The sequence below is a fragment of the Bosea vaviloviae genome (assembly GCF_001741865.1).
GTDB classification, from domain to species: domain Bacteria; phylum Pseudomonadota; class Alphaproteobacteria; order Rhizobiales; family Beijerinckiaceae; genus Allobosea; species Allobosea vaviloviae.
In genome coordinates, this window is record NZ_CP017147.1 from 4,229,332 (window position 1) to 4,254,675 (window position 25,344).

General features: G+C 65.2%; 27 protein-coding genes. 14 read left to right on the forward strand and 13 right to left on the reverse strand.

Going from position 1 to position 25,344, the window contains the following annotated elements; all coding sequences use genetic code 11:
* Positions 1–39 precede the first annotated feature (39 nt).
* The 8 genes from sufC (at position 40) to BHK69_RS19345 (ending at position 6,269) form a co-directional block, all read left to right on the forward strand.
* Positions 40–792 (forward strand): Fe-S cluster assembly ATPase SufC, encoded by a 753-nt coding sequence (sufC, locus tag BHK69_RS19310; protein ID WP_069691516.1) that lies wholly within the window; start codon positions 40–42, stop codon positions 790–792.
* On the forward strand, positions 792–2,141 hold the full coding sequence (locus BHK69_RS19315; RefSeq protein WP_069691517.1) for a SufB/SufD family protein: 1,350 nt from the start codon (positions 792–794) through the stop codon (positions 2,139–2,141). The genes sufC and BHK69_RS19315 overlap by 1 nt, the downstream gene beginning before the upstream one ends.
* Complete coding sequence (locus BHK69_RS19320; RefSeq protein WP_069691518.1) at positions 2,141–2,344, forward strand: tautomerase family protein; 204 nt, start codon at positions 2,141–2,143, stop codon at positions 2,342–2,344. The genes BHK69_RS19315 and BHK69_RS19320 overlap by 1 nt, the downstream gene beginning before the upstream one ends.
* Position 2,345: 1 nt before the next feature.
* Positions 2,346–3,584 carry a cysteine desulfurase gene (locus BHK69_RS19325; protein ID WP_069691519.1) on the forward strand — a complete coding sequence of 413 codons (1,239 nt, stop codon included), beginning with the start codon at positions 2,346–2,348 and terminating at the stop codon, positions 3,582–3,584.
* Between the two features lie 69 nt (positions 3,585–3,653).
* Positions 3,654–3,992 (forward strand): SUF system Fe-S cluster assembly protein, encoded by a 339-nt coding sequence (locus BHK69_RS19330; RefSeq protein WP_244548537.1) that lies wholly within the window; start codon positions 3,654–3,656, stop codon positions 3,990–3,992.
* Between the two features lie 25 nt (positions 3,993–4,017).
* Complete coding sequence (locus tag BHK69_RS19335) at positions 4,018–4,905, forward strand: protein-L-isoaspartate O-methyltransferase family protein (RefSeq protein ID WP_069691521.1); 888 nt, start codon at positions 4,018–4,020, stop codon at positions 4,903–4,905.
* A 44-nt stretch (positions 4,906–4,949) separates the two neighbouring features.
* Positions 4,950–5,291: a hypothetical protein gene (locus tag BHK69_RS19340; protein ID WP_148663507.1), complete on the forward strand. Its 342-nt coding sequence runs from the start codon at positions 4,950–4,952 to the stop codon at positions 5,289–5,291.
* A 90-nt stretch (positions 5,292–5,381) separates the two neighbouring features.
* The gene (locus BHK69_RS19345; RefSeq protein WP_069691523.1) at positions 5,382–6,269 is read left to right on the forward strand and encodes a PhzF family phenazine biosynthesis protein; all 888 of its coding nucleotides are present in this window, start codon (positions 5,382–5,384) and stop codon (positions 6,267–6,269) included.
* 41 nt (positions 6,270–6,310) lie between these two features.
* Here the strand turns inward: BHK69_RS19345 and BHK69_RS19350 are convergent, their stop codons facing one another.
* Positions 6,311–6,673, reverse strand: coding sequence for an MmcQ/YjbR family DNA-binding protein (locus BHK69_RS19350; protein ID WP_069691524.1), 363 nt, complete (start codon positions 6,671–6,673; stop codon positions 6,311–6,313).
* Positions 6,674–6,686: 13 nt separating this feature from the next.
* Positions 6,687–7,760 carry a malate/lactate/ureidoglycolate dehydrogenase gene (locus BHK69_RS19355; RefSeq protein ID WP_069691525.1) on the reverse strand — a complete coding sequence of 358 codons (1,074 nt, stop codon included), beginning with the start codon at positions 7,758–7,760 and terminating at the stop codon, positions 6,687–6,689.
* Between the two features lie 184 nt (positions 7,761–7,944).
* Here BHK69_RS19355 and BHK69_RS19360 point away from each other — a divergent pair, with 184 nt between their 5' ends.
* Together BHK69_RS19360 and BHK69_RS19365 are read left to right on the forward strand one after the other, a co-directional pair.
* Positions 7,945–8,340: a HesB/IscA family protein gene (locus tag BHK69_RS19360; protein WP_069691526.1), complete on the forward strand. Its 396-nt coding sequence runs from the start codon at positions 7,945–7,947 to the stop codon at positions 8,338–8,340.
* 10 nt (positions 8,341–8,350) lie between these two features.
* Positions 8,351–8,710 (forward strand): TfoX/Sxy family protein, encoded by a 360-nt coding sequence (locus BHK69_RS19365; RefSeq protein ID WP_069691527.1) that lies wholly within the window; start codon positions 8,351–8,353, stop codon positions 8,708–8,710.
* On the opposite strand, the gene BHK69_RS19370 is transcribed toward BHK69_RS19365, so the two are convergent.
* A complete protein-coding gene (locus tag BHK69_RS19370; RefSeq protein ID WP_069691528.1) occupies positions 8,670–9,728 on the reverse strand; it encodes a GGDEF domain-containing protein in 1,059 nt (352 codons plus the stop codon). The genes BHK69_RS19365 and BHK69_RS19370 overlap by 41 nt on opposite strands.
* Positions 9,729–9,923: 195 nt before the next feature.
* On the reverse strand, positions 9,924–11,489 hold the full coding sequence (locus BHK69_RS19375; protein WP_069691529.1) for a DEAD/DEAH box helicase: 1,566 nt from the start codon (positions 11,487–11,489) through the stop codon (positions 9,924–9,926).
* A 224-nt stretch (positions 11,490–11,713) separates the two neighbouring features.
* On the opposite strand from BHK69_RS19375, the gene BHK69_RS19380 reads away from it, so the two are divergent.
* Positions 11,714–12,412, forward strand: a complete 699-nt coding sequence (locus BHK69_RS19380) for an alpha/beta fold hydrolase (protein WP_069693801.1) — start codon at positions 11,714–11,716, stop codon at positions 12,410–12,412.
* 106 nt (positions 12,413–12,518) lie between these two features.
* Here BHK69_RS19380 and BHK69_RS19385 read toward each other — a convergent pair whose 3' ends face one another.
* The 3 genes from BHK69_RS19385 to parE form a co-directional block, all read right to left on the reverse strand.
* Positions 12,519–12,779 carry a hypothetical protein gene (locus tag BHK69_RS19385; protein ID WP_069691530.1) on the reverse strand — a complete coding sequence of 87 codons (261 nt, stop codon included), beginning with the start codon at positions 12,777–12,779 and terminating at the stop codon, positions 12,519–12,521.
* Positions 12,780–12,895: 116 nt separating this feature from the next.
* Positions 12,896–13,834, reverse strand: a complete 939-nt coding sequence (locus tag BHK69_RS19390; protein WP_083269556.1) for a LysR family transcriptional regulator — start codon at positions 13,832–13,834, stop codon at positions 12,896–12,898.
* Between the two features lie 195 nt (positions 13,835–14,029).
* On the reverse strand, positions 14,030–16,129 hold the full coding sequence (gene parE, locus BHK69_RS19395) for a DNA topoisomerase IV subunit B (protein WP_069691532.1): 2,100 nt from the start codon (positions 16,127–16,129) through the stop codon (positions 14,030–14,032).
* Between the two features lie 293 nt (positions 16,130–16,422).
* On the opposite strand from parE, the gene BHK69_RS32235 reads away from it, so the two are divergent.
* Positions 16,423–16,623 carry a hypothetical protein gene (locus BHK69_RS32235; RefSeq protein WP_148663508.1) on the forward strand — a complete coding sequence of 67 codons (201 nt, stop codon included), beginning with the start codon at positions 16,423–16,425 and terminating at the stop codon, positions 16,621–16,623.
* A 215-nt stretch (positions 16,624–16,838) separates the two neighbouring features.
* Entirely contained in the window at positions 16,839–18,059 is a 1,221-nt protein-coding gene (locus tag BHK69_RS19400) for a glycosyltransferase family 4 protein (RefSeq protein ID WP_069691533.1), read from the forward strand.
* A 3-nt stretch (positions 18,060–18,062) separates the two neighbouring features.
* Here the strand turns inward: BHK69_RS19400 and BHK69_RS31575 are convergent, their stop codons facing one another.
* The 6 genes from BHK69_RS31575 to BHK69_RS19430 form a co-directional block, all read right to left on the reverse strand.
* The gene (locus BHK69_RS31575) at positions 18,063–18,893 is read right to left on the reverse strand and encodes an FkbM family methyltransferase (RefSeq protein ID WP_083269557.1); all 831 of its coding nucleotides are present in this window, start codon (positions 18,891–18,893) and stop codon (positions 18,063–18,065) included.
* A 463-nt stretch (positions 18,894–19,356) separates the two neighbouring features.
* A complete protein-coding gene (locus BHK69_RS33210) occupies positions 19,357–19,491 on the reverse strand; it encodes a glutamine synthetase (protein WP_244548249.1) in 135 nt (44 codons plus the stop codon).
* Positions 19,492–19,517: 26 nt separating this feature from the next.
* On the reverse strand, positions 19,518–20,906 hold the full coding sequence (locus BHK69_RS19415) for an MATE family efflux transporter (RefSeq protein WP_069691536.1): 1,389 nt from the start codon (positions 20,904–20,906) through the stop codon (positions 19,518–19,520).
* On the reverse strand, positions 20,903–21,397 hold the full coding sequence (locus BHK69_RS19420; RefSeq protein WP_069691537.1) for a winged helix-turn-helix transcriptional regulator: 495 nt from the start codon (positions 21,395–21,397) through the stop codon (positions 20,903–20,905). Before BHK69_RS19420 ends, BHK69_RS19415 begins: the two co-directional genes overlap by 4 nt.
* A gap of 185 nt (positions 21,398–21,582) precedes the next feature.
* Positions 21,583–22,992 carry a type I glutamate--ammonia ligase gene (gene glnA / locus BHK69_RS19425; RefSeq protein ID WP_069691538.1) on the reverse strand — a complete coding sequence of 470 codons (1,410 nt, stop codon included), beginning with the start codon at positions 22,990–22,992 and terminating at the stop codon, positions 21,583–21,585.
* 98 nt (positions 22,993–23,090) lie between these two features.
* Positions 23,091–23,429, reverse strand: a complete 339-nt coding sequence (locus tag BHK69_RS19430) for a P-II family nitrogen regulator (RefSeq protein WP_066620066.1) — start codon at positions 23,427–23,429, stop codon at positions 23,091–23,093.
* 359 nt (positions 23,430–23,788) lie between these two features.
* Here BHK69_RS19430 and BHK69_RS19435 point away from each other — a divergent pair, with 359 nt between their 5' ends.
* Entirely contained in the window at positions 23,789–25,291 is a 1,503-nt protein-coding gene (locus BHK69_RS19435) for an NAD(P)H-hydrate dehydratase (RefSeq protein WP_083269872.1), read from the forward strand.
* Positions 25,292–25,344 lie beyond the last annotated feature (53 nt).

The window sequence follows — 25,344 nt, forward strand, 5'->3', positions numbered from 1 at the left end:
CTACTCGTCATTCGCCATTCGCATATTCGGAACGAAACAATGCTCGAAATTCGCAATCTCGTCGTCAAGATCGCTGACGAAGACAAGCAGATCATCAATGGCCTCAACCTGACCGTCAATGACGGTGAGGCCGCCGCGATCATGGGGCCCAACGGCTCCGGCAAGTCGACGCTCTCCTATGTCATCGCCGGCAAGGAGGACTATGAGGTTCTCGACGGCGAGATCCTGCTGAACGGCGAGAACGTACTGGAGATGGAGGCCGATGCGCGCGCCGCCGCCGGCATCTTCCTCGCCTTCCAGTACCCGCTGGAGATCCCCGGCGTCGCCACCATGACCTTCCTGAAGGCTGCGATGAATGCGCAGCGCAAGGCGCGCGGCGAGGCCGAATTGCTGACGCCCGACTTCATCAAGCGCGTCAACAGCGCAGCCGATGCGCTCAGCATCGACAAGGCCATGCTGCGCCGGCCGCTCAATGTCGGTTTCTCCGGCGGCGAGAAGAAGCGCATGGAAATCCTGCAGATGGCGCTGCTCTCGCCCTCGATGTGCATCCTCGACGAGACCGATTCCGGCCTCGACATCGACGCGCTGCGCATCGTCGCCGAGGGCGTCAACGCGCTCCGCGACAAGAGCCGCGGCTTCCTCGTCATCACCCATTATCAGCGCCTGCTCGAGCATATCGTGCCCGACACGGTGCATGTCATGTCGAAGGGCCGCATCGTGAAGAGCGGCGGCAAGGAACTGGCGTTGGAGCTCGAGAAGAGCGGCTATGCGGCCTATGCGGAGGCGGCGTGATGGCCATCGTCACCCCGCTGAAGACGGCGGCCGAGCAGGCCCTGTCGCAGCAATTCGCCAATGTGAAGGCTGAATTGCCCGGCACGCTGCCGGTGCGCAAGCTGCGCGAGGATGCCTTCGCCGGCTTCGAGGCCAAGGGCCTGCCGCATCGCCGGCTCGAATCCTGGCGCTATACCGATCTGCGCGGCCTGCTGCGCGAGGCAAAGCCGCTGGCGACCGCCGCCAGTGTCACGCCGGCGGTCACCGCCCGGCTCGCGGCGCTGCCATTCGACGGCGTCCGGCTCGTGGTGGTCGATGGCGCCTTCGCGCCCGAACTCTCGACGCTTGAAGGCCTGCCCGAAGGCGTGAGCGTTCAGCCGCTGACCGAGGCGCTGGTCTCGGCCCGCGAGGATCTGGCCCGCATCCTGTCGGGGCCGAGCATCGCCGATAGCGATACCGGCCTGATGCTCAATACCGCGCTGATGCGCGACGGCGTCTTCGTCGAGATCACCGAAGGCACGGCGCTTGCCGCGCCGATCGCGATCGTCTCGCTGGCTTCGGGCGAGGAGGAGACCGCGATCTTCCATCGCTCGGTCGTGCTCGCGGCCAAGGGTGTCAAGGCGACGATCGTCGAGGTCAGCGAAAGCACTGGGCCCAAGGCGTCCCAGATCAACGGCGCGATCGTTTTCGAGACCGGCGACGAAAGCGATGTGCAGCATCTGCGCCTCGTCACGCGCCAGGTTCCGGAGACCGTGCAGGTGCAGAGCCTGCTTGCGACAGTCGGCGCTCACGCCAAGTTCGAGAGCTTTGCGCTGGTCTGCAAGGCGGCCACGCTGCGCCAGCAATATTTCGTGAAATATGCCGGCGAGCATAGCGAGATCGGCCTGCGAGGCGTCAATCTGCTTGGCGGAGCCGAGCATTCCGACGTCACTTTGGTGATGGACCATGCAGTGCCTCACGGCGTCAGCCGCGAGCTGTTCAAGAACATCATCGGCGGCGAGGCCACCGGCGTTTTCCAGGGCAAGGTCATCGTGCGCCCCCATGCCCAGAAGACCGATGGCGGCATGAAGAGCAACACGCTGCTGCTGAACGACGGCGCCTCGATGTTCAACAAGCCGGAGCTCGAAATCTTCGCCGACGACGTGGTCTGCGGCCATGGCGCGACGGTCGCGCAGATGGATGGCGAGCAGCTCTTCTACCTGATGGCGCGCGGCCTGCCGCGGCCGCAGGCCGAGGCGCTGGTGCTGCAGGCCTTCGCCGGCGAGGCGGTCGAGTTCGTGGTCGATGAGGATTTGCGCGCCTTCGTCATGGCCGAGATCCAAGCCTGGCTTTCCCTGCGTGAAGCCTCCTCGGTGGTGAGCACGGTCTGATGCCCTACATCAATCTCCAGATCACCAAGGGCGCGACCCGCGAGCAGAAGGCGGAGATCGTCAAGGAGTTCACCGACACGTTGGTGCGCGTGCTCGGCAAGAATCCGGCGAACACGCATATCGTGATCCAGGAGATCGAGCGCGAGAACTGGGGCCATGCCGGCGCCCTCGCCGACAAGCCGCGCGAGCCGGGAAAGGCGTGACATGAACTTGATGGCGAAACCTTACGACGTCGAGGCGGTCCGCAAGGATTTCACCATCCTGTCGCGAGAAGTCTACGGCAAGCCATTGGTCTATCTCGATAATGCGGCCTCGGCGCAGAAGCCCGAGGTCGTGATCGAGGCGATGACGAAGCTGATGCGCGAGGACTACGCCAATGTCCATCGCGGCCTGCACTATCTCGCCAACGCCTCGACCGAAGCCTATGAGGCGGCCCGCGAGAGCGTCCGGCGCTTCCTCAACGCGGCGCATCAGGAGGAGATCATCTTCACGCGCTCCTCGACGGGCTCGCTGAACACGGTCGCTTCCTCGCTCGGGCGCTATCTGAAGATCCAGGAGGGTGACGAGATCATCCTCTCGATCCTGGAGCACCACTCCAACATCGTGCCCTGGCACTATTGGCGCGAGCGGCAAGGCGCCGTGATCAAATGGGCTCCGGTCGACGAGGACGGCAATTTCCTCGTCGAGGAGTTCGAGAAGCTGATCACGCCGCGCACCAAGGTGGTCTCGCTGACGCATATGTCGAACGCGATCGGCACGATCGTGCCGATCGCGGAGGTCGCGGCGATCTGCCGGGCCTACAAGATCCCGCTGGTCGTCGACGGCAGCCAGGGCGCAGTGCATCTGCCTGTCGATGTGCAGGCGCTGGGCTGCGATTTCTACTGCTTCACCGGCCACAAGACCTATGGGCCGACGGGCTCCGGCGTGCTCTGGGGCAAGCGTGAATGGCTGGAAAAGCTGCCGCCCTATGAAGGCGGTGGCGAGATGATCGTCACCGTCAGCGAGGACGCGATCACCTATAACGATCCGCCGCATCGCTTCGAATCCGGCACGCCGGCGATCATCGAGGCGGTCGGGCTGGGCGCGGCGCTCGACTACATGATGGCGCTCGGCCGCGAGAACATCGCGGCGCATGAGGCGAGCCTCACCGACTACGCCATGAAGCGACTCGGCGAGATGAACTCGATCCGCATCTTCGGCAAGGCCCGGCAGAAGGGCGCGATCGTCGCCTTCGAGATGAAGGGTGCCCATGCCCATGACGTCGCGACCGTGATCGACCGGGCCGGTGTCGCGGTTCGGGCCGGCACCCATTGCGCCATGCCGCTTCTAGCCCGATATGGAGTGACATCGACCTGCCGCGCTTCATTCGGGCTCTACAACACGCTCGAGGAAGTCGATAAACTGGTCGAAGCCCTGCGGAAGGCCGAAACGCTGTTTGCGTGACGCCGCTCGCCTGAACTGGAATTAGCGATGACCGATACCGCCGAGGAACTGAAGCCGAATGCGCCGACCATGGGCGCGAGTTCCGGCCTGCCGCCCGAGGAGATCGATCGGCTCACCGACGACATCGTCGCCGCGCTGAAGACGGTCTACGATCCCGAAATCCCGTCCGACATCTACGAGCTCGGCCTGATCTACCGCGTCGATATCGCCGATGATCGCCAGGTCGCGATCGACATGACGCTGACCGCGCCGGGCTGCCCTGTCGCCGGCGAGATGCCGGGCTGGGTCGAGAACGCCGTCAGCACCGTGCCGGGCGTCTCGGGCGTGACCGTCAACATGACCTTCGATCCGCCCTGGGACCAGTCGCGCATGTCCGACGAAGCGAGAGTCGCGCTCGATATGTGGTGAGCGCGGGTTTCGAGGACCGCTCGGCATGCGCTTCGATGAAGAGCAGTTGGCGGTCGTTAGACGGGCCTATGCGCGGCAGATTCTGGCCCGTACCGGCATCGCCGGCAATCACAGCCTGGAAGACGCTTTCGCCACGACTCCGCGCGAGCGTTTTGTCGGAGAGCCGCCGTGGCAGCTTTCGCAAGGCCGCAGACGTTATGATGCCCTCGCTTCCGATGACCCCGCTGTTCTCTATCAGGATGTGCTGATCGCCCTCGTGCCGGAGCGTGGCGTCAACAATGGCAGCCCCTCGCTGCACGCGCTCTGGCTGAATGCGCTCAACCCGCGCGAGGGCGAGCGCGTCGTCCATATCGGGGCAGGAACCGGCTACTACAGCGCAATTCTGGCTCGGCTTGTCGGTCCCCGCGGCCATGTCGTTGCCGTCGAGTTCGACCCCGCGCTTGCCGAGCGGGCTGCAGAGAACCTGGCTGATATGAAGCACGTCACCGTCGTTCAAGGCGACGGGGCTGAATGGCCGCGCGAGCCCGCCGATTGCGTCTATGTCAATTTCGCCGTCGTGCGGCCGGCCGAGGCTTGGCTCGACCAGCTCGTGCAGGGCGGCCGGCTGATCTTTCCGCTCGGCTTGCCCGCTGGCTGGGGCGGAAAGCGCAATCGACGTGCATTGCAGGGGGCAAGCTTCCTGGTCGAACGCCGTGCGGGCAGGTTCACCGCATCCTGGCTGGGCGAGCCCTCCTTCGTGAGCGCCGAAGGGTTGCTAGCGGGTTCGGAAGGGGAGCGAGCGGCATTGGCAGCGGCATTCGAGCGCGATGGTGCTACATCGGTGCGCAGCCTATGCCGAGGCGAAGAGACGCCTATCGAACGCTGTTGGCTGCGCGGCGAGGGCTGGTGTCTGAGCTATGACGAGGCTGGCTAGATAGGGTGCTGGACGCTCTCCCGCTGCGCACGCATGATGAGGTCATGCGTATGACGAAGTGGGATTACGTCGCTTTTCCGATCCTGGCGGCGCTGCTGCTCGGTGTGACCTATGGTGCCTTGCGGCTTGTCGGTTTCTTTGGACTTGGCGTTCTGGGCCTGGTCATCGGCTTCATCGCGGTGCGGATGGAGCTGGAGCGCGACGGCGCCGGCAGCAGCGATCCCACGACGCTTGCCGAGCAGTTCAAGGCGCGTCAGCACATGTCCCGCGCGGAGCGTGCCGGCTTGCAGGCGGAGCAAAGCTTCCGGTTGAAGCCGCTTTTCGTGGCGCAGATCGTCGCGACCGGTTTCATCATTCTCGGTTTTGGGCTGCATTTCCTGCTCTGATCGATCGCATTCGCTTTGTTCATTTCTGCGAGCCGCGAAACGATGGCATCTGAAGCCGGGGCGTGATCCTGCCCCCCGCCGGAGCCAGCCATGCGCAAATACGTCTATGAGACCGTCGACGTCTTTACGGAGACCCGTTTCGGGGGGAACCAGCTCGCCGTCTTCACCGATGCGCGCGGTCTCTCGGACACCGAGATGCAGTCGCTTGCGGCGGAGATGAACTATAGCGAGACGACCTTCGTCCTGCCGCCGAGCGATGCCGCCAACGACGCCCGCGTGCGCATCTTCACGCGCAAGCATGAGATGCCGTTCGCCGGCCATCCCAATGTCGGCACCGCCTTCGTCCTGGCCCGTCATGGGCGGGATCGCGACGGTGTGCTGCGCTTCGAGGAGCTGGCCGGACTGGTCGAGGTCAGGATCGCCAGCAATGCGCAAGGTGAGGTTCAGGGCGCCACCATCGCCGCGCCTCAGGCTCTCTCCACGGGGATCGAGCTGCCGGTCGCGGGCATCGCGGCTTGTGCCGGTCTCCAGCCGGCCGATATCGTGGTCGCCAACCATCGCCCTGTCCACGCTTCGGTCGGCGTGTACTTCGTCCTTGCCGAGGTCGTAGCGGAGGCATTGTCGAAGGCGCAGCCCGACATTGCGGCCTTCCGCGCCTTGCGGGAAGCCACGCCCGCGCTCGAGGGCCGGCTCTCGCTGTTCATCTATGCCCGCGACGGTGCCGCGATCCGGGCGCGGATGTTTGCGCCGCTCAGCGATACCTGGGAAGATCCCGCAACCGGCAGCGCCAGCGCCACCACGGCCGCGCTCCTGCTATCCCTTCAGGGCGGCGAGATGGCGGAGTTCACGCTGACGCAGGGCGTCGAGATGGGGCGGCCGAGCCTGCTCAAGCTCAAGGCCTGGCGTGCGCCCGACGGTATCCGCGCCACAGTCGGCGGTTCCTGCGTGCCGGTACTGCGCGGCGAGGCGCTGCTTTAGGGGGGCGCCTGGTCCGGAATGGCGGCGGGATACCGTGCGCTTCAAGCTTCGAAGCCCAGCTCCGCACGGACGCGTTTGCTCAGCTTGTTGGCGATCAATCGATGGCTCTCGCGCAGATAGTCCAGCAAGGCTTCGTCCGGCATCCCCTCATCGGTTCGACGCTGGATCCAGCTCATGCCGCGTGAGGCGAGATAGGGGGCAGGGCGCAGGCCCGGCTGTTCTTTCAGGATGTCGTAGCTCGCCCAGGAGCATTTGAAGGTCACGGCGAAGGGCTCGTCCGCGCTTTCCCTGGCGATCGCGAAGACCTTGCCGCCGACCTTCCAGACATGGGCGTCGCCCCACTGCACGACATGGCTCGTGGCGGGAAGGGCGGCGCAGAAGGCGTCGTATTCGGCGAGGGTCATCGTCGCGCCCTGCTCAGTAGCTCTCGGCGTCGATGCCGAAGCGCTTCGCCGCCGCGCCGATCTGCGACCAGGTCTCGTCGTCGAGCGGAATGCCGGCCTCGGCCCGTTCGATCCGCGTCGCACGCTCCTTGTCGCCTGGTGCGAGGACGGGATTGGCCTCGTCCTGCGGTTTGGCGGCGCGCACAAAGGCGAGATAGCTCTCGATCCGGCCCTTGCGGAGCGAGGCGTCGGGCTCCAGCCGGGCAGGGTCGATCAGCACGCCGAAAAGCGAATTGATGATCCAGCTCTTCTGCGGTTTCTGGTCGATGCGGGCGGCGCCCATCAATCCGGCCGAGAGCAGTTCCGCGATCAGTGAGAGGCCTGCACCCTTATGGTCGCCGAAAGGCAGGAGCGCGCCCAGCGGCAGGTCCGGGATGGCGTGCTGGAAGACGTGCTTGGGGTCGGTGGTCGGCCGGCCCTCGCCGTCGATGATGTAGCCCGGTGGCACCGGCACGCCCTTGTTCAGCGCGACGCGGGCCTTGCCATGGGCCATGCGGCTGGTGGCGAAATCGAGGATGATAGGATCGCCCTCCGGCACCGGAATGCCGATCGCGTGCGGGTTGGTGCCGAAGCGCGCTTCCTTGGCGGCGAAGGGGGCGACGATCGGTGCGCGCCCGGCGACGTTGACCCAGAACAGCGAGATCAATCCAGCCTCGGCGGCGATCTCGGCATAATGGCCGATGCGGCCGATATGGTGGGAATCGAGCAGGTTCAGGATCGCGACACCGCCGGCCTTCGCCATGGCGCCGGCCTGCTCGACTGCGTTGCGGGCGGCGGGCTGGCCGAGTGAGACCTGCGCATCGACGATCAGGAAGGGGGCGGCGTCGAGCCGGGCATGCGGCCTGGATTGTGGCTTCAGATTGCCGTCCGCCAACGACTGGAAATAGAGCGGAATCATGCCGACGCCATGGCTGTCATGGCCGCTCAGATTGGCGAGGACGAGATGGTCGGCGGTCTCGCGCGCCTCGGCTTCCGTCCAGCCGGCCTTGGTGACCATGTCGCGGACGAGGGCGCGGAGCGCTTCGGGGCGGTGCGTGCGGTAGGTCATCGTCTGTCGTCTTCGTCCCTTTTTCGAGGCGGTCACAGTGCATGAGCGAGCGCTCCACGCAATGCGCGCAGTGAAAGGACGGCCGTGCACTCCGGCATCTCGACGTTGCGCTCACCAATCCTTATGTTGTGGACTGCAATCTTGCTTCATCAGGCCTTGAACCTGATCGAGGAGGGACACTCTGATGTTTTCGATTCCCGGCCTGAAGGTCGTTTCGCTGACAGATGCCGCCGCCTCGCGCATCCGCGAGATCATGGCGCAATCGGCGCTCGACAATCCTGACGCTCCGGCGCTCGGCCTGCGGGTCGGCGTCAAGAAGGGCGGCTGCGCCGGCATGGAATACACTTTTGAAGTTGCCAGCGTGCTCGACAAAGGCGACGAGGTCGTCTCCGAGAAGGACGCGACCGTGATCGTCGACGCCAAGGCCGTGCTGTTCCTGCTCGGCACCGAACTCGACTTCAAAACCGATCGCTTCTCCTCGACCTTCGTATTCAACAACCCGAACCAGGTCTCGGCCTGCGGCTGCGGCGAATCGGTCGAGATCAAGCCGCGCGCCGAGAGCGTGCTCGCGGCGCACTGAGCCCGCCGCGATGGATGCCGAAGGCATCCGCGAACTCTTTGCGGATATTCTGCCGGTGCGGGTGCGCAGGCTGTTCGGCGGTCTCGGCGTCTATGACGGTGAGATGATCTTCGCCCTGGTCTTCAAGGGCGACATTTATCTCAAGACCTCGCCCGCGACGCTGGAGCACTTCGTTGCCGCCGGCTGCCGGCCTTTTACCTATGAAGCGCGCAGCCGGGAGCGCGCGCTCGGCTATTGGAGCCTGCCGGATGCCGCGCTGGATGACACCGACACGTTGAGAATCTGGACGAATCTGGCGCGCGAGGCGGCGCGGCAGAAGGCCTCCCGCCTCAAGCCACGCGGCTCAAGGCTTCGACCGCCTCTTCCGTGACGGTACGGTTGCGGCCGTCGCGCTTGGCCTGCATCAGGGCCTGGTCGGCGCGGTCGACCAGCGAACCGGCGGTGTCGCCGCGACGATAGCCTGCAACGCCGAGCGAGATGGTGATGCGGCCGAGATTCTCGTTGGTCGAGCGCTTCACCAATTCGCGCGTCAGCAGGGCCTGGCGCACGGTCTCGGCGCCGAACTTGCCGGCGACAAGATCGGACTCCGGCAGGATGATCGCGAATTCCTCGCCGCCGAAGCGGGTGATAACCGCTTTTTCCTTGAACTTGTCCTTCATGGTGCGAGCGACGAGGCGCAGCACCTGGTCGCCGGTGAGATGGCCATGGGCGTCGTTGAATTTCTTGAAATAATCGATATCGGCCATGACCAGCGCGAAGGGCTCGCGGCGCAAAGTCGCCTGATCGATCGATTTCTGCAGCATTTCCTCGAAATGGCGGCGGTTGGCGAGGCCAGTCAGCGGATCTGTCAAAGCCTCGGCGCGGGTCATCTCCAGCGCCTCGCGAAGATTGCGGATCTCGTTGGAGCTGTTGCGGAGCTGGGCTTCGAGCTGGGTCTTGCGGGTGACCTCTTCGCGTGTCGACAGCACGAGCGCCTCGACCCATTCGCGCAGCCGCTGCCGGTCCGCCGGCGGCGGCACGTCCTCGGACATGGCGGAAAGGCGGCCATGATAGCGCTCGCTGGACACGAGCGTCTTGTCGACCAGCGACATCAGCCCGTCGATCTCGCCCAGGACCTGGAGGCTCGTGCGCTCCGCCTGTTTCGCGAGCCGGTCATTGCCGATGAAGCGATCATAGAGATTGTCGATGTCGGCGACACCGACCTTGCCCTCGCTACTGGCGAGGATCGCGCTCATCGCCATGCTCACGGCCGGCATTTCGCCGCTAAGATGGGCGTACCAGACCTCAAAAGCGCGCGGATAACCCGGAGAGCCATGCTCGCGCATCGCCGCGACGACCTGATCGGCGAGATCACAGGATTGAGCCGAAATCTGCGCGTGATCGCTCATTGCCGATAGCCCGGACATGAAGCCGGTTCATGGCTTTCGACCATGACAGCCTCGATTGAACATCGAAGCGGGACATCCTGTCCGTCACAACGGCGGCATGCGCCCGTTCATGGCCACTGCGCTAGCAGCAGCCATTCAGGAAACATGACGCCTCTGAGTTAATGCGAGGTTATGCCCTAAGGTCAGTTCTTAGAATTAGCCGACCTTGACGGGACGCATCAGGAAGGCCGGCACATGATCGCCGAGCCCCTTGACCTTCGGGCCATCATCATCGTCGCGCCGACGCGGCTCGGCTGTGCGCTCAGGCCTGGCGGCGCGAGGCTCGGGGCCGCGCTCCGGCTTGGCTGAACGAGGTTCCGGCGCCCGCTCCGGCTTGGCGGCCTGAGGAGCGGGGCTCTCGCCGCGGATCTTGGTCTTGGTCGGCCCGTCCGCCTCGGGACGGCGGCGGCGCGGCGCCGCTTCCTCGTCGGAGGCGGGGCGTTCCACCCGGATCGGGCGCGGCGTCGTCTCGGGCTCGGCGCGGGGGCCGCGCTCCGGGCGGCCACGGCCACCGCCGCGCACTGGGCGGCGATCCTCTCCACGTCCGCCGCGACCGCCATGGCGCTCCTCGCGCGGAGCGCCGGGCGGCAACGTATCGACACCGCCGCCTTCCCAGGCGATGGGCTGGCCCATCAATTTCTCGATCGCGGTGACGAGCTTTTCGTCATGGCGCGTCACGATGGTGAAGGAGGCACCCTCGCGGCCGGCGCGGCCGGTGCGGCCGATGCGGTGGACGTAGTCCTCGGCATGGGTCGGCACGTCGTAATTGAAGACATGGCTGACCGCGGGAATGTCGAGCCCGCGAGCGGCGACGTCGCTGGCGACCAGGATCGGGTTCTCGCCGATGCGGAAGGATTCCAGCGCCGCCATGCGGGCGTACTGGTCCATGTCGCCATGCAGCGAGACCGCAGGGAAACCGTGCTTCTGCAAGGATTTATGCAGCGTGGCTACATCGCGCTTGCGATTGCAGAACACGATCGCGTTCTGCAGGTCCTTGGCTTCCTTGATCAGCTTGCGCAAAGTCTCGCGCTTCTCGAAATCCTGCCCGTTCGAGGCGATCAGGCGTTGCGTGATCGTGGTGGCCGCGGTTGCGGGGCGCGAGGCCTCGATGCGCACCGGATTGTGCAGGAACTGCTCGCTGATGCGCGTGATTTCGGGCGGCATCGTCGCGGTGAAGAACAGCGTCTGGCGCGTAAAGGGCACAAGCTTGCAGACACGCTCGATGTCGGGGATGAAGCCCATGTCGAGCATGCGGTCGGCCTCGTCGATGACGAGGAGCTCGACGCCGGTGAGCAGCAGCTTGCCGCGCTCGACATGATCGAGCAGGCGGCCGGGCGTCGCGATCAGCACGTCGACGCCGCGGGTGATCTTCGCGTCCTGGTCGCCGAAAGAGACGCCGCCGATCAGCAGCGCGACGGAGAGCTTCTGGTTGACGCCGTAGCGGGAGAAGTTCTCCTCGACCTGGGCGGCGAGCTCGCGCGTCGGTTCCAGGATCAGGGTGCGCGGCATCCGGGCCCGGGCGCGGCCGGTTTCCAGGATGGTCAGCATCGGCAGGGTGAAGGCTGCCGTCTTGCCCGTGCCGGTCTGGGCGATGCCGAGAACGTCGCGGCGGGCGAGGACGTGGGGGATGGCCTGGGCTTGGATCGGGGTCGGCGTGGTGTAGCCTGCAGTCGTGACCGCAGTCAGAACCTTTTCACTCAGGCCGAGTTCGGCAAATGACATCGAATGTTGCGCTTCTTCAGGGTCGGTTACTCGAGGCGGGATGACCTATCAACCGCGACGGTGGCGCGACATCTCTTTCCAGCGCGCCTTCGGACTTCCGTGCAATGCAGAAAAAGCGCGGCGAAGTCAATAAACTAGAGAGCGATCTCCATAAATGCGACACGGCTTTAGCCGACATCGCGCTTTGAATTTGTAACGAGACCATCACGGATATGATCGACGCCATGCAGGAACCGCTTGTTCTGATCCCGGGGCTGAGCTGCGACGCCTCTCTCTATGCGCCGCAATGGCCGGCTCTGGCCACTGGGGGTAGGCCGATCCTCGTCGCCGAGCATGCACAGGACGAAACTCTGGACGCCATCGCGCGACGCCTGCTCGCTGTGGCCCCGCCGCGCTTCGCGCTCTGCGGCCTGTCCATGGGCGGCTATATCGCTTTCGAAGTGATGCGGCAGGCGCCGGGGCGCGTCACGCGACTGGCGCTTCTCGACACCAGCGCCAAGCCGGCGACGCCGGAGACAAACACACCGCGCGAACAGATGATCGCCCTGGCGCAGAAGGGGGCCTTCGACAATGTCACGACCTTGCTCTGGCAGCGCTTGGTCGCCCCAGTGCACCTTGTCGATGAGCCCATGCGGTTGCTCGTCAGGCGAATGGCGGACGAGATCGGCGCGGAAGGTTTTATCCGGCAGCAGCGCGCGATCATGACGCGGCCCGACTCGCGGCTCGGACTGGCGGCGATTGGCGTGCCGACGCTCGCATTGGTCGGCGAGGAGGATTTGATCACGCCGCCGGCCGAGGCACAGGAGATCGCGGCCGGAATCGGCGCCAACGCCAAGCTGGTGGTGGTGCCGGGCTGCGGCCATCTCTCGACGCTCGAGGCGCCGGACGTCGTGACCGGCGAGCTGCTGGCCTGGCTCGGCTAAAGCGTTTTCGAGCGAAGCGGATATCGGATCGCGTGAAGAAAACCCGTCAAAACAAAGGCCTGGAGCAATTATCCGATCCAATCAGATCGGAAATTTCTCTCAAGTCTCAGCGCGGGACCACGCAGGGGTCGAGACGGGTCTGGTTCGCCGTTTTCTGAAGCGAACCCGTGATCATCGGATCGACCGGCTTGCCTTTCGAGGCGGCGGAGGCGACCTGCGTCAGGCGTTCGGTGTCGAGCTTGGCAGTCTGGGTCGAGACGAAATTCACCGCGACGACCGACAGGAAGCCGATCGCGACGGCGGCCTTGGCAACGTCGGCGACCATAGTGCCGCGGTCGTTCTTCCAGAAGAGTTCGATCAGCCGCATCTGGCCTGCTCCGCCCATTCGAGCGCCAAGGCACCCCTCGCTATGACCTTGCGCCATCAGCGGTAAAAAGACGGTTAGCAAATCCTTGCCGCGACCCGGCGTTATTCACGGGATTGTTATGGAAGCCGCGCGCCGTCGAGGTCCGGGGCCGGCTGGCCATTGAGCTTGGCGCGGTTGTTGCGAAACAGCTCCCGCAAGGCGCCCAGCACGGCAAGGACGGCGGGTCGTTGCCGCGAGACCTCATGCGAGACCAGGAATATCTCGTCGGCCGTCCTGTCCGGCGGCGGCTGCAGTCGGATCAGAGTCTCATCGGCATCGCCCATGAAACAAGGCACCATGGAGACCGCGCCGGCCGAACGGACGCTTTCGTAGCGCGCCGCTGAATCGCCGACGCGCGCCGCGACAGGGCGGCCCGCAGCCCATTCGAGGATGTGCTCCTCGATCCGCGACGACACGTCCCGGCTGACCGAGATGATCGGCGCCGTCGCAGGGTCGATATCCCGCCGGACGTAGAGCGCCTGCACGAGCCACCCGATTTTCTGGGCAAAATAGCCTTGCTGTTCCGGCACATTGCTCATGCGCAACGCGATGTCGGCATCGCCGCGCGCGAGGTCGAGCTTGTCGCGGGTGCTGATGATGACGATTTCGATCCCTCCAGCAGCGGCGGAAATCGTCGTCGCATGCATGGTCAGGAACAGGCTGATCGAGGTCGTGGCTGTGACCCTGACCGGCGCGTTATCCGAGGCGCGTGCTGCCCGCGCCCGGCTGGCGAAACGCTCGGCGGTGGCGGCGACCTCGCTTGCATCCTGCGCCAGGGCCTGGCCGAGCTCGGTCAGGATCAGGCGATTGGCCGCGCGCCGGAACAGTTGCAGCCCGAGCCTTGCCTCGAAAGCCTTCAGCCTCCGGGCGACCGTCGCTTCGCTCAGTCCGAGCTGCGCCGCCGCCACGGCCAGCGCCCCGCTCGTGGCGATGGTGTGGAAGATTCCGATGTCGTCCCAGCCGGGGGAAACCAGATCGCCGTGGCGTCGAGTTTGAGAGGAAGGAGGCTGCCCCATGCGGTCACTGGCCAGGCTTGCGGGGAGCGAGCGACATGGCTCGCGAAGACGTGACGGGGATCGCGGGAGGGCTTGTTCGACATGCCGGCAGGGTGCCGGCTCCGATCCGTCTTGGCAGCCCTGTAGCCGTGACGGGCAGGCCTCCAAAAACGACGGGGTGCCAATGGCCTGGCCACGCTTGCCAGGCCAGACGCCTCACAGGTCGATCAGCTCGCCGGCGAAGGCCGCGCGCTCCTGGATGAAGATGAAGCGGGCCTCCGGCTTGTTGCCCATCAAGCGCTCGACCGTTTCCGAGGTCTCGTCGCGGGCCTCGTGCTCGACCATGACCTTGAGCAGGATGCGCTTGGCCGGGTCCATGGTGGTTTCCTTGAGCTGGGCCGGCATCATTTCGCCCAGGCCCTTGAACCGGCTGATCTCGGGCTTCCTGCCCTTGAAGATGCTTTCGATCAGTTCGTCCTTATGGGCGTCGTTGCGGGCATAGACCGACTTGCCGCCATGCTGGAGCCGATAAAGCGGTGGCACGGCGAGATAGAGATGGCCCTTTTCGATCAGGCGCGGCATCTGCCGCCAGAAGAAGGTCACCAGCAGCGAGGCGATATGGGCGCCGTCGACATCGGCGTCGGTCATCACGATGACCTTCTCATAGCGCAGATCATCCTCGCGGAACTGGAGGCCGATGCCGCAGCCCAGAGCGAGGATCAGATCGGCGAGCTGCTGATTGGCATTGAGCTTGTCGCGCGTGGCATTGGCGACGTTCAGGATCTTGCCTCGCAACGGCAGAATGGCCTGCGTCGCACGGTTGCGCGCCTGCTTGGCCGAGCCGCCGGCGGAATCGCCCTCGACAATGAAGAGCTCTGAGCCGGCAGCACCCGCGTTCGAACAATCCGCAAGCTTGCCGGGCAGGCGCAGCTTGCGGGTCGCGGTCTTGCGCGAGACTTCCTTTTCGAGACGACGGCGAAGGCGCTCCTCGGCACGATCGACCGACCAGTCGAGCAGGCGCAAGGCCTGCTGCGGCGCGGCGGCGAGCCAATGGTCGAAGGCGTCGCGCACCGCGTTCTCGACGATGCGGGCAGCCTCCAGCGTCGCCAGCTTGTCCTTGGTCTGGCCCTGGAACTCCGGCTCCCGAATGAAGACCGAAAGCATGGCGGCGCAGGTCGCCATCACGTCGTCGGAGGTGACCTGGGCCATGCGCTTGGACTGGCCGATGCGCTCGGCATGGTCGCGCAGACCGCGCAGCAACGCGACGCGCAGGCCCTGCTCATGCGTGCCGCCCTCGGGCGTCGGGATCGTGTTGCAATAGGAGGAGGAGAAGCCGTCCTCGCCGGTTGCGAGCCAGGCGATCGCCCATTCGAGCGAGCCATGGCCGCCATCTTTGGTGATCTTGCCGGAGAAGATCGGCTCGGCGACGAGGTCCTTGCCCTCGATCTCGCGGCCGAGATAGTCGCGCAAGCCGCCGGGGAAGCGAAAGACGGCTTCTGCCGCGACATCGCCTTCCGGCTGCAACAGCGAGGGCGCGCAGCGCCAGCGGATCTCGACGCCGCCGAAGAGATAGGCCTTCGAGCGGGCCATGCGGAACAGGCGCGCGGGTACGAAATGCGCGCCCTCGCCAAAGATCTGCGCATCGGGGTGGAAGCGCACGCGCGTGCCGCGCCGGTTGGCGACCGGGCCGATCGTCTCCAATGGACCCTGCGGCAAGCCGCGCGAGAAGTGCTGGCGATAGAGTGTCTTGCCGCGCGCGACCTCGACCTCGAGCCGGTCGGACAGCGCATTGACCACGGAGACGCCGACGCCGTGCAGGCCGCCGGAGGTCTCATAGGCCTTGGAGTCGAATTTTCCGCCGGCATGCAGCGTCGTCATGATGACTTCGAGCGCCGATTTGCCCGGGAATTTCGGATGCGGGTCGACGGGAATGCCGCGGCCGTTGTCGGTCACGGCGATCGAGCCGTCTTCCAGCACCTCGACATCGATGAAGCTGGCGTGTCCCGCCACGGCTTCGTCCATGGCATTGTCGATCACCTCGGCGAAGAGGTGGTGCAGGGCGCGCTCATCCGTGCCGCCGATATACATGCCGGGCCGGCGCCGCACAGGCTCCAGCCCTTCGAGCACCTCGATCGCGGAGGCGTCATAGCCGGCTTCGGACAAGGTGCCGTTGCGTGGCGGCGCCGAGGCCGGAGAGGGCTTTGCGGGATTGGCGGGATTGGCTGGTGCGGAAGCCATGGCGCGCGGCTCCGGCTTTGGCTGCGCCGGTGGCTGCCGGTCGCCATCCCCGCCGAAAAGATCGCCGTTCTCCGTCATGGTCGTGGTCGATTCCCTGATTCGCAACTGCGAATGATAGCGCAGGCGGACGCAAACCGCGCTGCGACACTGCCTATAGGCGCAAATGGTTTGAGGAAAAATGCGACAGGGCGCATCATAGGCTGTGGCGCTGTGGACAGAGTGTCGCGCAGCCGTCACGAGACTCGGTAAATGAGCCTGGAACCGGACCTATTCAGCCTGCGTTAACCACACCGGGACGAGGATCATTAAATGGTTACCGGGGCTCTGCGGATTGCCGCAAGGCGATAGGGTTCCGGATAGGGGAGGTTATCGTGACGTTGCGTCAGTCTGTGCCAAACATCAGGGTCGTGGGGCTCGAACGGGCGGCCCGCATGGCCGGCGAGGCTTTTGGCCACGAGGATCTCGGCCCGCTTCCCAGGTTCTCCTCCCAGGCAGCGCAGACCTCGCATCTTGTCTGGCTGCTTGCCGCGCTCGCGGCGGTCGCCGGTTTCGCGGCTCTCATCCTGCGCTGACATCCTTTGCGCTGGCGTCCTTGGCGCTGACATCCTTGGCGCTAAAACGACGCGCCCGGCTTCCTCCGACGAAATATCAACCTTTCCCAGCGTAGGGTGCTCTGCGATCCCTGGGTTTCGGGAAGCGTTCAGGCTTTTCGTTTCGACGCATTGTCGCGTCGGCGGGGTTTGCTTCTCCCAAGGATCATTCGGGCGAAGGTCGCGGGGGTGTCGGCATGCGCAGCGTGATCATCAGCGATTTCGGTTCGGTCAATGGCGGTGCCGCCAAGGTCGCGATCGAGAGCGCGCGAGGGCTGGCCGAGGCCGGCGTCGAGATCGTCTTCGCCTGCGCCATCGGCCCCGTCTCCGAGCGGCTCGATCATCCCCGCATCCAGGTCGAGATGTTCCGGGGCGAGGAGATCTGGAAGGTCGGCAGCAAGCTTGCCGCCGCACGTCAGGGCATCTGGAATGCGCCGGCCCATGCCTTCCTGAGCGCACTGCTGTCGCGCCAGCCGGCTGGGACGCTGGTGCATCTGCACCAATGGACCAAGGCGTTCAGCCCGGCCGCGATTGCGGCGGCAGGCGAAAGCGGGCTGCCAGTCGCAATCACCATGCACGACTATTTCTCGTTTTGCCCCGTCGGCGGCTATTTCGACTTCAAGGCCGGCGCGCCCTGTACGCGCGAGCCGATGTCGGTCAGCTGCATCGCCAGCAATTGCGACCGCGCCTCTTACGTCCACAAGCTGGTGCGCGTCGCCCGGCAATGGCGCTCGGACGAGGCGATGCGCAGCCTCAAGGCGCCGCTCTTCATCCATGTCAGCGATTTCGCCCGGCGCTTCGCCGAGCCGTTCCTGCCGAAGAGCGCGCGCCGTGCCGTGGTCGAAAACATGATCGAAGCCTCGAGGCGCCCGCCGGCGGACGTTGCGAACAACCGGCATGCGCTGTTTCTGGGGCGTTTCACGCAGGAGAAAGGGGTTCTTGTCCTGGCGCAGGCGGCGCGAGAGGCGGGCATGCCATTGCGGCTCGTCGGCGATGGCGATGATACCATCAAGGCCGAAATTGCGCGGCTCCACCCAAATGCGGTTTTCGCCGGCTGGGTCCCGCCCGAGGCGGCCATCGAAGAAATACGCGCAGCCCGCTGCCTTGTTGCGCCTTCACTCTGGTACGAGACCGGGCCGTTGACGGTGATCGAAGCTATGGCGCAAGGCGTGCCGGTTGTACTGTGCCGCAACATGGGCGCGGCGCAGCGTGTATCTGAAAGTGGTGGCGGCATCGTCGTCGCGGCCGCCGAGACGTCGCTATTGCGTGGCGCCCTGGAGGCTCTCTCCGACGATACGCGGGCCGAGCAGTTCGGGCGAGCCGGCTATGACGCCTATTGGCGCAATCCTCTGACGCTTGAGCATCATGTACAGTGCCTTCTCGCCGCCTATGGCCCGCTGAGAGCGATTGCCGCCTGAGGCTCAGCCGAGATCGCGCGGGGAGGCCAACAGATTGGCCGCATAGGGCGGGGGAGCGCTGATCGGCTCGATCGTACAGCGATGGCCCTGGGCGAATCGAATGATCTCGCGCAGAGCCGGTGAAGCTTGGGCAGCGTTATGGCGGAGCTCATAGAGCCGCTCGTAGCCGCAGCCACGCAAGGTGCTCCAGGTTTGATCGCCGAGTTGCTGCGCGTTGCTCTCGAAGGCGACGACCGGCCGATGTTTTTTCAGGGTCCGCTCCAGTCCCTTGAATACGGCGGGTTCGAACCCTTCGACATCACATTTTACGAAGGTAATCCGACTATCGGCGAGACCAAGCTCGTCCAGGAGAGCGTCGCCCTGCCGAACCGGCAAGGTCAGATCGCCCTTGCCCCTCGCGAAAGTGCCGGTGCCGTCATTGCCGTCCTCATGGAAGGAAAAGGGGAGCTCCGCATCCTCCGTTCCAAGGCCGGCATCGATCACGCGGACATTCGCGCAGGCGTTCAAGGCGAGGTTGGCTCTGAGGATCGCGCCCATATGCGGATTGGGTTCGAAGCAAACCACTTGCTCGAACAAGCGAGACCAGATCACGGCGTGATTGCCGATATTGGCGCCGATATCCAGGCAAACTCCGCTCGTGAGACCCTGTTTACGGAGCATGAGGCTCAGGCAGTCGAGCTCTTCGCGCTCATAGAGGCCGTTGGTGAGCACAGCCAAACCGACATGCTCGTGCGGTACCACTGCGAGGCGAGGGGAGGTTGAGCGCAAGCTTTTCCACTGGCTGCGAACCAGTGCTTTGATGGCCAGATCCCTCAATCGAAACAGCGCACCCATACTTATCCTCGTGCTCCGGAGTCCCACGAAAACGACATCGTGATTGCTGATCCCACTACGCCTCCGCCCTGAGGTTTCACCAGTGCGGCGATTGGTGCTGCAATCGATGCAGCCCGAACCGTGGGGAAGCCCCTTCAGGCGAGGCCCGGCACCTATGACATCGCCAACATTGATATTCTGACAACGAACGGGGCCGGTCGCGGCATTGAGGTTGCCTGTCAGGCTGGGACCGCGACCTTGCGTCTGACCGGCGGCAATTATGGTCTGCGCATCAGCGGTCAGAGCGGAATGCGCTTTCGAAATCTGACGTTCGATGGCCAGAACTTCGCTCTGCCATCCTATAGCGCGCCGGGCGTGATCACGGCCGCCGCTGGCTTGGTGACACTCGACAATGCCAAGGACACGATCTTCTGGGCTGCACGTTCCGCAACACGGTCAAGACCGGCAGCGAGCCAATTGGCGCTTACAAGCCGGCTTGCTCGATATAGCTCTCGATGAAGTCGTCGTTGAAGACGCCGCCGGCCTTGAGGAAGGCGTTGTCCTTCTTGAGCGAGTCGAGCGCACCGCGGCAGCTTATCGCAGCGTCACCGGCGGACACGGCGCACGCATGATCGCGGCCTGAGGTCAGGCCGGCTTGCGGAACCAGGCTCCCGACCGGACCGCGGCCAACAGCATCATGCCGTAGACCACGAGCGCCAGGCCCAACGCTGCAAACAGTGCCTGAAGGGAACCGCTCAGGCGCAGTACGAGCCAGCCGCCGCCGAGCGCGATGGCGAAGCGCACGAAGCCCGCCGTCACGGGCCACAGCAACCGGCCAGCGCCCTGGGACGCAAAATAGAGAGCGAGCCCCAACCCGAAGAAGCCGTAGGTCGGGCCGACATAGCGCAGATACTGGCTGCCCGTCTCGATCGCGCCCGGAGCCGTCGTGAACAGGCCGAGCCAGGCGGCGGGCCAGAGCGCCGCCGCCAGTCCGACCGCCTCGGTCATGGCGAAGGCGATGCCACCGCCGATCATCGCAACCCGCATCGCCCGCCCCGGCTGGTCGGCACCGATATTGGTGCCGACGAGTGCGACCAGCGGCGCGCCGAGGCCGAAGACCAGCGGGATCAGGAGATATTCCAGCCGCGCCGCGGTGCCGAAGCCTGCCACCGCATCGACCCCGGCATGGGCCGCGACCATCGCCGTCGACAGCGCGATGGTGACGTTTGTGAAGAGCGAGGTGATGGAGCCGACGGCGCCGATGCGCAGGATGTCGGCGAAGATCGCCCAGCGCAGACGAATCCAGGCGAAGCGCACGACATTGCGGCCGGACAGGATATACCAGCCCAGCACAAGCACGCCGCCGAGATAGAAAAGTACCAGCGCAGCCCCGCCGCCGGCGATGCCGAGCGCGGGAACCGGCCCATAGCCGAAGATCAGCAGTGGCGAGAGAGGCACCAGCAGCGCGACGCCGACGCAGATCACCAGCGCCGGAACCAGCATGTTGCCGGTGCCACGGATGACGCTGGCGAGCCCATTCATGATCCAAAGGAGGGCGGTGCCGGCAAAGACCACGTCGGAATAGGCTAGCGCCGCATCGAGTTCGCCGCCCGTGCCGCCGAGCGCCTGGTAGATCGGCCGGCCGAAGGCCAGCATCACGATCGAGAAGAACAGACCGAGCGCGAGATTGATCAGGATCGCATGCAAAACGATGGCGTCGGCCTCGATGCGGCGACCGGCACCAAGCGCGCGCGCCACAGCGGACGAGATACCGCCCCCCATCGCGCCGGCGGAGATCATCTGCATCAGCATGACCGGGGGAAAGACCAGCGCCATGCCGGCAAGCGCGTCGGTCCCGAGCCGCGAGATCCACCAGGTCTCGATCAGCCCCGTTGCCGATTGCGCCAGCATGATCAGGATATTGGGCCAGGCCATGCGCAGCAGCATCGGCAGGACCGGATCCTGGAGCAGCCGCAAGGTGCGCGCGCTATGGGCCGGCGGCATGGCGGTCGTTGGGGCGTCAACCGCGCTCATGCGCTCGTCTCCGCTGCGGCGGCGTAGCGCTGGCTGATCGCTGCCGTAGCGGCAGGACCGGGCGCATTGCGGAAGACCGGGTCCGAGAGTGGCCGGCCGCTGACGCGATCAACCAGGATCGGCTCGGCCGCAGTGCCGGTTTCGCCGTTCAGAATGATGATGCTCGCACCTTCCGGCGCGAAATGACGATTGCCCCAGGTCAGCAGCGCCTGCAGCACGGGGCGGAAATCACGCCCTCGCTCGGTCAGCAGGTAGTCGAAGCGCTTCGGATGATCGCTATAGGGGCGCTTTTCCAGCAGGCCGCTCTCGATGAGACCATTGAGCCGCCGCGTCAGCATGTTCGGCGCGATGCCGAGGCTGGCCTGGAAGCCGTCGAAGCGCGTGATGCCGGCGAGGGCGTCCCTCAGGATCAGGATGCTCCACCATTCCCCGACGCGCTCCAGGCTGCGCGCGACCGGGCAGGCCATCGCGCCGAAATCCTTGCGTCGCATCAGGCGACTCCCGTTCAGTGACTTGCACAACGATAGCCGATTTGCATTGGCTTTCATCATGCAAGTTGCGACTGGCGCCCTTGCGCCCAAGCACAAAAAAACCGGGGCATTTCTGCCCCGGTTTCACAGGTGGACCGCGAGACGCGCGGTCGGGAGGAAGCGTGATTCCGCCTGAACCTGACGGCTCAGTAGGAGTAGTACATCGCGAACTCGACCGGGTGCGGCGTCATCTCGAAGCGCATCACATCCTGCATCTTGAGCTCGATATAGCTCTCGATGAAGTCGTCGTTGAAGACGCCGCCGGCCTTAAGGAAGGCGTTGTCCTTCTTCAGGCAATCGAGCGCTTCGCGCAGCGAACCGCAGACGGTCGGGATCTTCTTCAACTCGCGCGGCGGCAGGTCGTAGAGGTCCTTGTCCATCGCCGGGCCCGGATCGATCTTGTTGATGATGCCGTCAAGACCGGCCATCAGCATCGCGGCAAAGGCGAGATAGGGGTTCGCCATCGGATCGGGGAAGCGGACCTCGACGCGCTTGGCCTTGGGCGAGGTCGTCCACGGAATACGGCAGGAGGCCGAGCGGTTGCGCGCGGAATAGGCGAGCAGAACCGGGGCTTCATAGCCCGGGACGAGGCGCTTATAGGAGTTGGTCGAGGGGTTGGTGAAGGCGTTCAGGGACTTGGCGTGCTTGATGATGCCGCCGATGTACCAGAGGCACTCCTGCGACAGGTCGGCATACTTGTTGCCGGCCATGATGGGCTTGCCGCCCTTCCAGATCGACTGGTGGACATGCATGCCCGAGCCGTTGTCGCCATAGATCGGCTTCGGCATGAAGGTCGCGGTCTTGCCGTAGCTCTGCGCGACGTTGTGGATCGCATACTTATAGACCTGCATGGTGTCGGCCATGTGGGTCAGGGTGTCGAACTTCAGGCCGAGCTCGTGCTGGGCCGAGGCGACCTCGTGGTGGTGCTTCTCGACCTTGGCGCCCATGGCCGCCATGGCTGCCAGCATTTCGCCGCGCATGTCCTGCGCCGAATCCTGCGGCGGAACGGGGAAGTAGCCGCCCTTGGTGGCGATGCGGTGGCCGAGATTGCCGCCTTCATAGTCGGTCATGCCGTTGATCGGCAGTTCGACGTTGTCGAGCTTGAAGCCGGTATTGTACGGGTCGGCGGAGATCTTGACGTCGTCGAAGACGAAGAACTCGGCCTCGGGGCCGACATAGATGGTGTCGCCGATGCCGGTCGACTTCAGATAGGCCTCGGCCTTCTTGGCGATGCCGCGCGGGTCGCGGTTATAGGGCTCGCCGGTGGCGGGCTCGAGCACGTCGCAGGTGATGACCATGGTCGCGGCGGAGAAGAACGGGTCCATGACGGCCGTCGTCGGATCCGGCATCAGCAGCATGTCGGACTCGTTGATGGCCTTCCAGCCGGCGATCGAGGACCCGTCGAACATCGTGCCCTCGGCGAAGATGTCCTCATCGATCATCGTGATGTCGAACGTCACATGCTGCCACTTGCCGCGCGGGTCGGTGAAGCGGAAGTCGACATACTTGACGTCGTTGTCCTTGATCGCCTTGAGGACATCCTTGGCGCTCTTCATCTCAGCATTCCTCTTGAAAGCAGTTTCTCAACATTGACTGATCCGCGGTGTGTCCAAAACCACCGGGACGCAGAACCTTCGGGTCGGGATTGAAGCCCTTAGATAGCGTCCGCGCCGGTCTCTCCGGTGCGGATGCGGATCGCCCCCTCCACCGTCGATACAAAAATCTTGCCATCGCCGATGCGGCCCGTCTGGGCCGCCTTCTTGATGGCTTCGATGGCGGCCTCGACCATCTCGTCGGCGAGCACGATCTCGATCTTCACCTTGGGGAGAAAATCGACGACGTATTCGGCGCCGCGATAGAGCTCGGTATGGCCCTTCTGGCGCCCGAAGCCCTTGGCCTCCAAAACGGTGATGCCCTGCAGGCCGACCTCCTGAAGCGCCTCTTTCACCTCGTCCAATTTGAACGGCTTGATGATCGCCTCGATCTTCTTCATGCGCCGACCGGCCTCCCTCGCGCGTGATCAGACCTGGACTTCCCTCCAGGCTTGCGAACCGCCTGCTCGCCGCCGAGAACAGCAAAGGTTCCGTCAGTCACGGCCCCAGCGTCTCGTCAGGCGAGCGAAACACCCGCTCTTCTTGCTCATAGCATCGGCGTATGCCCCCCGCCACGTGGAAGAAAGCCTCCCGACGCCTGATGATAGGGCAAAAAATAGCACATAAATTGATCATTTGCTTAATTTAAGAGCAATCACCTTTGCGCCACTCCGTGCTTGCCGGAGATGAGCGGCTTCTGGATGATGGCTTCGTGGATAGAGCTGACAAAACCGGGCTGGCGCTGCTGAACGTGGCCGATATGGCTGCGGCCGATCGCGCAACGATCGCGGCCGGCACGCCGGGTCTCGCGCTGATGGAGCGGGCAGGGCGGGCGGTCGCCGATGCGGTCAGCCGGCGCGCTCGTCCCGGCGACGGCGTGCTTGTTCTCTGCGGCCCGGGAAACAATGGCGGCGACGGCTTCGTCGCGGCGCGCCTGCTGCGCGAGCGCGGCTTTGGCGTCACCGTCGCGCTGGCCGGCGAACGCTCGGCCCTGACGGGCGATGCCGCTGCCATGGCCGCGCGCTGGACCGGGGCGATCGCGCCGATCGCGACCGTCGTGCCGCACGATCACGCCTTGATCGTCGACGCGCTTTATGGCGCAGGGCTCAACCGGCCCCTGGTCGGAGATATTGCCGGGCTCGTCTCAGCAACCAATACGGCGGACAGGCCGGTGATCGCTGTCGATGTGCCCAGCGGGCTGTCGGGCGATAGCGGCCGGGCCGAGGGGGCAGTCGTGCAGGCCGACGAGACCGTGACCTTCTTTCGGCTGAAGCCCGGCCATCTGCTCGAGCCCGGGCGTGGGCTGTGCGGGGTCGTCACGCTCGCTCAGATCGGCCTGAGTGCGGAGACCGTCTTCGGCGCGGGCGGATTGCGGCCTGCCATGTTCCGCAACGGCCCCGCCTTGTGGCGCGAACTCTGGCCGAGGCATCGACGCGATACCCATAAATACCGCCGCGGCGCCGTTCTCGTCGTGGCTGGTGGGCTCGCAGGCGTCGGCGCGCCACGGCTCGGCGCGCGGGCGGCGCTGCGCATCGGCGCCGGCCTTGTCACGGTTGCTTGCCGTCCCGAAGCCCTGGCGGCTCATGCCGCGCGCGGGCCCGACGCCTTGATGCAGAGGCCGATCGCGACGGAGGCCACGCTTCAGGCCCTGCTCGACGACCAGCGTCTTGGCGCCGTCCTGATCGGGCCGGCTCTGGGGCTCGATGCCGAGGCGAGGGCTGCCGTGATGGCAGTGTTGCGCGCCGATATTCCGGCGGTGTTCGATGCCGATGCATTGACGCTGCTCGCCTCGCGGCCGGGATGGTTGCGCCAGCGCGGCAAGTCTCGCCTGCTCAAGTCTCGCCTGCTCAAGCCTTGCGTGCTGACGCCGCATGAAGGCGAGTTCGCGCGCCTGTTCGGCGATAACGAGCGAATCGTCGCGCAGGCATCAAAGCTGGAACGGGCGAGGCTGGCCGCTGCTGCCTCGGGCGCGGTCGTCGTGCTGAAGGGGCCCGATACCGTGATCGCCGATCCCGATGGCAGGACGGCGATCAACGCGACCGGCTCCTGGGCGCTGGCGACGGCAGGGTCGGGCGATGTGCTCGGCGGCCTCATCGCCGGATTGCTGGCGCAAGGCATGCTGGCTTTCGAGGCGGCCTGCGCGGCGGTCTGGCTGCACGGCAAGGCGGGCGAGGCGCTCGGTCCGGGCCTGATCGCCGACGATCTGCCGGAGGCGATCCCGCCTCTGGTCGCGCCTGCCTTGGCTGATGATAATGATGCCTGAAGGGCCTCAAGCCTTCAGGCCCACCCTCCGAGGAAGGCGGGCCTGCTCAGCTA

Excerpts from the sequence above, each read along its gene's own strand:
- BHK69_RS19365 (WP_069691527.1), top strand. The coding sequence starts at position 8,351 with ATGGATGCCGAAGGCATCCGCGAACTCTTTGCGGATATTCTGCCGGTG.
- BHK69_RS31575 (WP_083269557.1), bottom strand. The coding sequence starts at position 18,893 with ATGGGTGCGCTGTTTCGATTGAGGGATCTGGCCATCAAAGCACTGGTT.
- BHK69_RS19355 (WP_069691525.1), bottom strand. The coding sequence starts at position 7,760 with ATGACCTACCGCACGCACCGCCCCGAAGCGCTCCGCGCCCTCGTCCGC.
- BHK69_RS19375 (WP_069691529.1), bottom strand. The coding sequence starts at position 11,489 with ATGTCATTTGCCGAACTCGGCCTGAGTGAAAAGGTTCTGACTGCGGTC.
- BHK69_RS19325 (WP_069691519.1), top strand. The coding sequence starts at position 2,346 with ATGAACTTGATGGCGAAACCTTACGACGTCGAGGCGGTCCGCAAGGAT.
- BHK69_RS19415 (WP_069691536.1), bottom strand. The coding sequence starts at position 20,906 with ATGAGCGCGGTTGACGCCCCAACGACCGCCATGCCGCCGGCCCATAGC.
- BHK69_RS19385 (WP_069691530.1), bottom strand. The coding sequence starts at position 12,779 with ATGCGGCTGATCGAACTCTTCTGGAAGAACGACCGCGGCACTATGGTC.
- BHK69_RS19380 (WP_069693801.1), top strand. The coding sequence starts at position 11,714 with ATGCAGGAACCGCTTGTTCTGATCCCGGGGCTGAGCTGCGACGCCTCT.
- glnA (WP_069691538.1), bottom strand. The coding sequence starts at position 22,992 with ATGAAGAGCGCCAAGGATGTCCTCAAGGCGATCAAGGACAACGACGTC.
- BHK69_RS19315 (WP_069691517.1), top strand. The coding sequence starts at position 792 with ATGGCCATCGTCACCCCGCTGAAGACGGCGGCCGAGCAGGCCCTGTCG.
- BHK69_RS19390 (WP_083269556.1), bottom strand. The coding sequence starts at position 13,834 with ATGGGGCAGCCTCCTTCCTCTCAAACTCGACGCCACGGCGATCTGGTT.
- BHK69_RS19350 (WP_069691524.1), bottom strand. The coding sequence starts at position 6,673 with ATGACCCTCGCCGAATACGACGCCTTCTGCGCCGCCCTTCCCGCCACG.
- BHK69_RS19360 (WP_069691526.1), top strand. The coding sequence starts at position 7,945 with ATGTTTTCGATTCCCGGCCTGAAGGTCGTTTCGCTGACAGATGCCGCC.
- sufC (WP_069691516.1), top strand. The coding sequence starts at position 40 with ATGCTCGAAATTCGCAATCTCGTCGTCAAGATCGCTGACGAAGACAAG.
- BHK69_RS19435 (WP_083269872.1), top strand. The coding sequence starts at position 23,789 with ATGGCTGCGGCCGATCGCGCAACGATCGCGGCCGGCACGCCGGGTCTC.
- BHK69_RS19340 (WP_148663507.1), top strand. The coding sequence starts at position 4,950 with ATGCGTATGACGAAGTGGGATTACGTCGCTTTTCCGATCCTGGCGGCG.
- BHK69_RS19320 (WP_069691518.1), top strand. The coding sequence starts at position 2,141 with ATGCCCTACATCAATCTCCAGATCACCAAGGGCGCGACCCGCGAGCAG.
- BHK69_RS19370 (WP_069691528.1), bottom strand. The coding sequence starts at position 9,728 with ATGAGCGATCACGCGCAGATTTCGGCTCAATCCTGTGATCTCGCCGAT.
- BHK69_RS19330 (WP_244548537.1), top strand. The coding sequence starts at position 3,654 with ATGGGCGCGAGTTCCGGCCTGCCGCCCGAGGAGATCGATCGGCTCACC.
- BHK69_RS19400 (WP_069691533.1), top strand. The coding sequence starts at position 16,839 with ATGCGCAGCGTGATCATCAGCGATTTCGGTTCGGTCAATGGCGGTGCC.
- BHK69_RS19430 (WP_066620066.1), bottom strand. The coding sequence starts at position 23,429 with ATGAAGAAGATCGAGGCGATCATCAAGCCGTTCAAATTGGACGAGGTG.
- BHK69_RS19420 (WP_069691537.1), bottom strand. The coding sequence starts at position 21,397 with ATGCGACGCAAGGATTTCGGCGCGATGGCCTGCCCGGTCGCGCGCAGC.
- BHK69_RS19335 (WP_069691521.1), top strand. The coding sequence starts at position 4,018 with ATGCGCTTCGATGAAGAGCAGTTGGCGGTCGTTAGACGGGCCTATGCG.
- parE (WP_069691532.1), bottom strand. The coding sequence starts at position 16,129 with ATGACGGAGAACGGCGATCTTTTCGGCGGGGATGGCGACCGGCAGCCA.
- BHK69_RS19345 (WP_069691523.1), top strand. The coding sequence starts at position 5,382 with ATGCGCAAATACGTCTATGAGACCGTCGACGTCTTTACGGAGACCCGT.